Source organism: Simplicispira psychrophila DSM 11588, from assembly GCF_000688255.1.
Classification (GTDB): Bacteria; Pseudomonadota; Gammaproteobacteria; order Burkholderiales; family Burkholderiaceae_C; genus Simplicispira; species Simplicispira psychrophila.
In genome coordinates this window covers 1-5,246 of record NZ_JHYS01000033.1, presented here as the reverse complement: position 1 = coordinate 5,246, position 5,246 = coordinate 1, and the positions used below count along the sequence as shown (strand labels likewise).

The window sequence follows — 5,246 nt, the reverse complement described above, 5'->3', positions numbered from 1 at the left end:
TGCTGTGCTGGTGGGCGTGCTAGATGAGCAGGCTGCGGGTTAAAACTGCCTCTGAGCCAATCACAGCAAGCGCTAGAAGCTACAAAACTGCTAGCGTTTCCACCTCAAAGCCGACGATATTGCGGCTGGCTTTGCTGAACTCGACGCCAATCAGGTGAATGGGCTCACCTCGGCTGCGGTACTTGTCGGCGTAGGCCATGTCCTTGATTTGCTGCAAGGCAGTGCCATTCGGGTAGCTTTCGACCACTTTGAACTCAAACAAAAAGATGTGCCCGTTCAACAGCACCGTCATGTCGATGCGGCCCTGATTGGTAGCGTCTTCAAGCCGGATGTCCAGCCCCAGCGCAGAAAAATGGCTGTAAAACACGCTGGCGTAAAAACCTTCGTACTGCGTAATCGGGTTGCTGGTGTACCACTGGTGCGCAATGCTGCTGTAGAGGCTCTGAAAATGCGTTTTAAGCGCCACAAAATCCAAGGCACTGAGCACATCAAACAAGCGAATTTGCACTTGCTCGGCCAGCGAGGCGTCACCCATTAAGCCCTTGAGCAGCGCGTCGTTCAGGCCGCTGCGCACCTCTAAATTGGGGTAGTCCAGCGCGTACATGGTGCGCGCGCCGGTCTGGCGCTGGCCTGCCAAAGTGAGGTAGCCGGTTTGCCACAGCAGCGCTTCGGTCGAGATGGCTTCGACATCAAAGGCTGACAACAAAGATTCAGAAGCGTGCAGGCGGCTGATGCTGGGCGTGAAAAACTGCCGCTCAGTCAGCAGTTTGACCAAAAATGTGGGTGTGCCGGTTTCAAACCAATAGGGCCGAAACTCACGGCTGTCAAACAATAAAAGTAAATCAAACGGGTTGTACACGCTGGTGCCCAGCCAGTTGTAGCCGTTGTACCAGTCGCGAATTTGCTGGCGGTCCAGCCCCAGCAGCTCAGCGGCAAACACGGTGTCTACGTCAGCGTCGGTGTAGCCGCACAGGGCGCTGTAGCGCTCGTCAAGCGTGATGTCTTTGAGGTTGTTGAGGCCCGAAAACAGGCTGACTTTGCTGAACTTGGATACGCCGGTCAGAAAGGCGAACCGAATGTGCGCGTCGCTGTCTTTGATCACGCTGTACAGGTCTTTCAGCCCCTCGCGCACCTGCAGAGCCACAGCGCGGTTGTCGATGTTGTCCAAGATGGGTTTGTCGTACTCGTCGACCAGCACCACCACGCGTTGGCCGGTTTGGGCTGCAATGCGCTCTATCAGGTCCAAAAACCGGCTGCGCACATCTGGGAAAGCCGTAGGCAGCGCCCAGCGGGTTTCGTGGTGGCTCAGTTGTTGGTGCAGCACCTGGTCCAGCCCGTGGCGCGAGGCAATCACGCCCGCGCCAAAGCTGATGCGCACCACCGGGTGCTGGGTGCCCCAGTCCCACTGGCTGTCGGCGGCCAGGCCTTCAAACAGTGCCCGGTTGCCCTCGAACAGCTCTTTCAAAGTGTCTAAAAACAGGCTTTTACCAAAGCGCCGGGGGCGGCTTAAAAAGTAGTGCGAGCCCTCGGCCACCAGCTGCATGGCCAAGCCGGTTTTGTCCACGTAGTAGCAATCGTCCTCGCGCAGCTTGGCAAATGTCTGGATGCCGATGGGCAGTTTGCGCCGGGGCAATGAGTTGGGGCTGGTGTGCGTGGTCATGGGCGGATTTTAGGAGGCCATGGTGATTGCATATAAAAACATCCATTTGCGCTTTTCAGGCAAGCGTTGGCAGCTACAAAACCCGTAGTATCTCTGCCCCAAACCCCACAATGTTGGAAGTTTCTGGAAGCTTCGGGCAGTCCCCGTGCGGCAACAACACCGCATAGGTTGTGTCTGAATCAAATCCGTACCACGGGCAATTTTTATGAGAACTCCTACACTTTGACTTTGACTGTGTAAGCCGCATGCCCCTAAAGATACCTCCCTTGGTTTTTGGCAACCACAACGCGCAGACCGATTTTTCGGTCAACGCCGTGGGCGATCGCCTCTCCAAGCAGTTCGCGTGGCGGGTAAATTTTGACGCGGTAGGTGACCCGCACCAATTTTGCAGCCGCAGCAGCAGCGCCAAGTTTGCCGATTTGGCGCTGATAGCGTCGGCCAGCACAGCGGTGGCGGTCAATGTGGCGCACGCAGAGACACCCATGCTGCTGGTGCCTTTTGCCGCAGGTAAAAACATGTCCTTGTGCGACTCGCGTGAGCCGCTGGTCTGGCAGCAGCACGATTCAGCCGTACTAATGCCTGCCTGCGCCCGAGGCGGGCAGTCCGACACCCGCTCGGTGCTAATGATCGATTTCCAGCCCCCACGACTGGCGGCCACTGCTGCTGCCATGCTGGGGTGCAGCGTGGACGAAGCTCCCAACTTTGCCCTTGACCAAGGGCGCACCGTGCCCCTGCGCGCCGGCAATCTAGACTTTGATATCGTGCTGCGCCACCTGTGCCGGTCGCTGGATCTGTACGCCGCTACGCCTTCTTTTTTAGAAGTGTCGGGGCTGGACGACAGCTTTTACCGTGCCATGGTGACGATGCTCCGCCCAGAGCTATTTTTTGATACGGGCAGGGTTGAAACCCGCAGCGTAGTCAACCGGCTTGATGGTGTTTGCCAATACATCCAAGCGCATCTTGATCAAGCCATCACCCTAAGCGAGCTGGAGCGCATCAGCACCCTGTCGCGCCGCCAGCTTCAATATGCTTTTTTGCTGCGCTTTGGCGGCACACCCATGCAATGGGTGCGCGAACAGCGCTTGCTGTGTGCATACGCACGGCTGACCACGGCACAACCCGGCGGCACCGTTACTGCGATTGCTCTGAGTTGCGGCTTTGCCAGTATGGGGCGATTTGCTGGCGATTACCTGCGCCGTTTTGGTGAGTTGCCATCTGACACGCTAGTGCGATGACTGGTTAAATGGGGTCAGGAACTTGCCCATCCCTCAAGCACTGAACAAATCGGCGTGGGTACCCGCACGCACAAAGTTGATTGCTTGACCCCAAGGGCGCATCGTTGGCAATCAATAGCAGCATCGCCTCTTTGAGCCGCACCATGTCGTAACGGCCAGAGTGGGACAACCGCTGCCAGTCCTTGAGAAAGGCTTTGGCGTAGTCCACGGCGCGCGGCAAGGGCGCGCGTTTACTGGCGGCTGTTTTTTTTAAGATCAGCAAACAACGCATCCGCCGTGGCAAAGCGTGCACGCTGGGTTGCCATCATGGCGCGCGACTCCTGCATGGCCGTACGCGTCTGTTCGTTCGGCACTTTGAGTTCCAGCGGAAAGGCCTGATCAATTACGACACGGCGCAAAAACAGCCGCACCGCATCCGACATCGACAGGCCCATGGCCGTCAAGGCCTGGGTGGCCTGCTCTTTGATGTCCTCGTCCACCCGGATGTGGAGCATGGATGTCTGTGTGGGCATGGGTGCCTCCTGTGTTGCAGCCAGTTATGTATCTCATTTGAGATTGAATCAATTAAACGCCTTCGTTCACGGCACCCCTGCTGGCCACAGGTGTGGAAAAAATATTCTGTTTTGCGTTTTCTGGATAGCGGTTTGCGCGATTCGGATAGACGGTTTTGCTAGGCGTTTTGATACTTACGGGCTATGCAACCGCAGCCCGACATTGCCGCAGCCTGCTTGGATGACACCCGAAGTGTTCAACCCTTCACCACCATTTTTTTAAGAAGCTCGCCATGACCAATCCTCTCAACAACGCGCCCATCAACATCTTCGGTGGTGCCTTCAACGCCACCACCGAAGATGGTTCGGCGGTTCAAATGACCGTGGCCGACTTTCTATCGCAAAAAGCCCAGGCATCTGACCAGGATGGCGACACGCTTGGCATCGCCGTGACCGCCACCAACCCTGGCTGGGAATACTGGAATGGTTCGGTCTGGTACGGGTTTGACAAATTCGCTACCCCGCTGTCGGACACCAATGCCTGTTTGCTGGCACCGGATACCCTCATCCGCTACAACCCAACCCGCGACTTCAATGGCACCGCCAGTTTTACCTACAAAGTCTGGGATCAGACGGCTGATTCTTACAGTCCAGCGCTGCTCCAGGGCGCAGGCAATACCACGGTTGGTACGGCCTACAGCATTGACAGCAAGCAAGCGACGATCGAGGTGACACCGGTCAACGATGCCCCTTATCTGGGGTCAACCCGCTTGATCGGGCATTTTGATGGTGCTGACGATTTCGTCGATTTGCCGGACATGACGTTTGGTGGCGACATGACCATCGAAGCCTGGATCTACGTCACCCAGCACGGCACATGGTCGCGGATTGTTGAGCTGACTCAAGCAGGCGAGAGAACCAACAACGTCGTTTTCGGCTTTGACGGCGCTTCTGGCCAACTGGTTTATCAAAACAACATCGACGGCACCATGGTTGGCCAGATAACTGGCGCCTACATTCAGCCTAATCAATGGACGCATGTGGCCATCACCCACAGCAGCGCTGGCCCAGCCACGCTTTACGTCAATGGTGCGGTCTCGGCCTCAGGCAACTTCGCCGCCGTGGCTAATGTGCTGCGCGACGACAACCTGATCGGCGAGAGCCATTGGCGCGGGGACGCGAACTTCAGTGGCGACATGCACGATGTGCGCATCTGGACGACGGTACGCACTCAGACGGAAATCGTCGCAGGCATGAACCAATCGCTGACCACTGCCGACGGGTTGCTGGCGAACTACGTGCTGGATACCAATTTCCAAGACTACAGCGGGCATAGTTTTGACGGCACCACGCAAGGCACGCTCAACGGCCCGGCGGTCATTCAATTGGCAGTAAGCTACTAGGCCGCCTATGGGCTGGAAGACACCACCATCTCGCTAGCTGGGGTGGTGGTTCTTGATGTGGATGACGGCGATAACGCGGAGATGACGGTCAGCCTCAGCGTGCCCACCGGCTCGCTGACTTTCAGCAGCACAACTGGTTTGTCGTTCACGACCGGCGACGGCGCGGCCGATGCCAGCATGAGCTTTACCGGCACCAAAGCCGTCATCAACGCCGCGTTTGCCACCTTGAGCTACCAGCCGGTTGCCAACGCCTATGGAACGGTGGCGATGACTTACGCCATCACCGATTCGGGTGCGGGTGGCAGCAATGGCGCGCAAACCGGGAACTTTACACGTGATATCGTGATAATCCCAGTGGACGACGCGCCCACCATCACTATCGGATCAATAGCACTCAGCGCAGACACAGGAACGATTTCAAGCGACTTCATCACCAAAACGGCCAGCCAAACCATCA

General features: G+C 57.1%; 5 protein-coding genes. 3 read left to right on the top strand and 2 right to left on the bottom strand.

All coding sequences use genetic code 11. The features are described 5' to 3' along the window. Nucleotides 1-79 precede the first annotated feature (79 nt). A complete protein-coding gene (locus Q390_RS0116935; RefSeq protein ID WP_211250520.1) occupies nt 80-1,660 on the bottom strand; it encodes an ATP-binding protein in 1,581 nt (526 codons plus the stop codon). A gap of 245 nt (nt 1,661-1,905) precedes the next feature. On the opposite strand from Q390_RS0116935, the gene Q390_RS20215 reads away from it, so the two are divergent. Beyond that, nucleotides 1,906-2,895: a helix-turn-helix domain-containing protein gene (locus Q390_RS20215; protein WP_211250517.1), complete on the top strand. Its 990-nt coding sequence runs from the start codon at nt 1,906-1,908 to the stop codon at nt 2,893-2,895. Nucleotides 2,896-3,125: 230 nt separating this feature from the next. Here Q390_RS20215 and Q390_RS0116925 read toward each other — a convergent pair whose 3' ends face one another. Then, nucleotides 3,126-3,407 (bottom strand): type II toxin-antitoxin system RelB/DinJ family antitoxin, encoded by a 282-nt coding sequence (locus Q390_RS0116925; RefSeq protein WP_245606958.1) that lies wholly within the window; start codon nt 3,405-3,407, stop codon nt 3,126-3,128. Nucleotides 3,408-3,679: 272 nt separating this feature from the next. Here Q390_RS0116925 and Q390_RS0116920 point away from each other — a divergent pair, with 272 nt between their 5' ends. Next, the gene (locus Q390_RS0116920) at nt 3,680-4,789 is read left to right on the top strand and encodes a LamG-like jellyroll fold domain-containing protein (protein ID WP_027997118.1); all 1,110 of its coding nucleotides are present in this window, start codon (nt 3,680-3,682) and stop codon (nt 4,787-4,789) included. A gap of 42 nt (nt 4,790-4,831) precedes the next feature. After that, nucleotides 4,832-5,246 (top strand): hypothetical protein (locus tag Q390_RS18885; RefSeq protein WP_211250514.1); only part of this gene is annotated, 415 nt, incomplete at its 3' end.

Bases quoted from the DNA above. Each gene is read 5' to 3' on its own strand.
- Q390_RS0116935 (WP_211250520.1), bottom strand. From the start codon at position 1,660: ATGACCACGCACACCAGCCCCAACTCATTGCCCCGGCGCAAACTGCCC.
- Q390_RS20215 (WP_211250517.1), top strand. From the start codon at position 1,906: ATGCCCCTAAAGATACCTCCCTTGGTTTTTGGCAACCACAACGCGCAG.
- Q390_RS0116925 (WP_245606958.1), bottom strand. From the start codon at position 3,407: ATGCCCACACAGACATCCATGCTCCACATCCGGGTGGACGAGGACATC.
- Q390_RS0116920 (WP_027997118.1), top strand. From the start codon at position 3,680: ATGACCAATCCTCTCAACAACGCGCCCATCAACATCTTCGGTGGTGCC.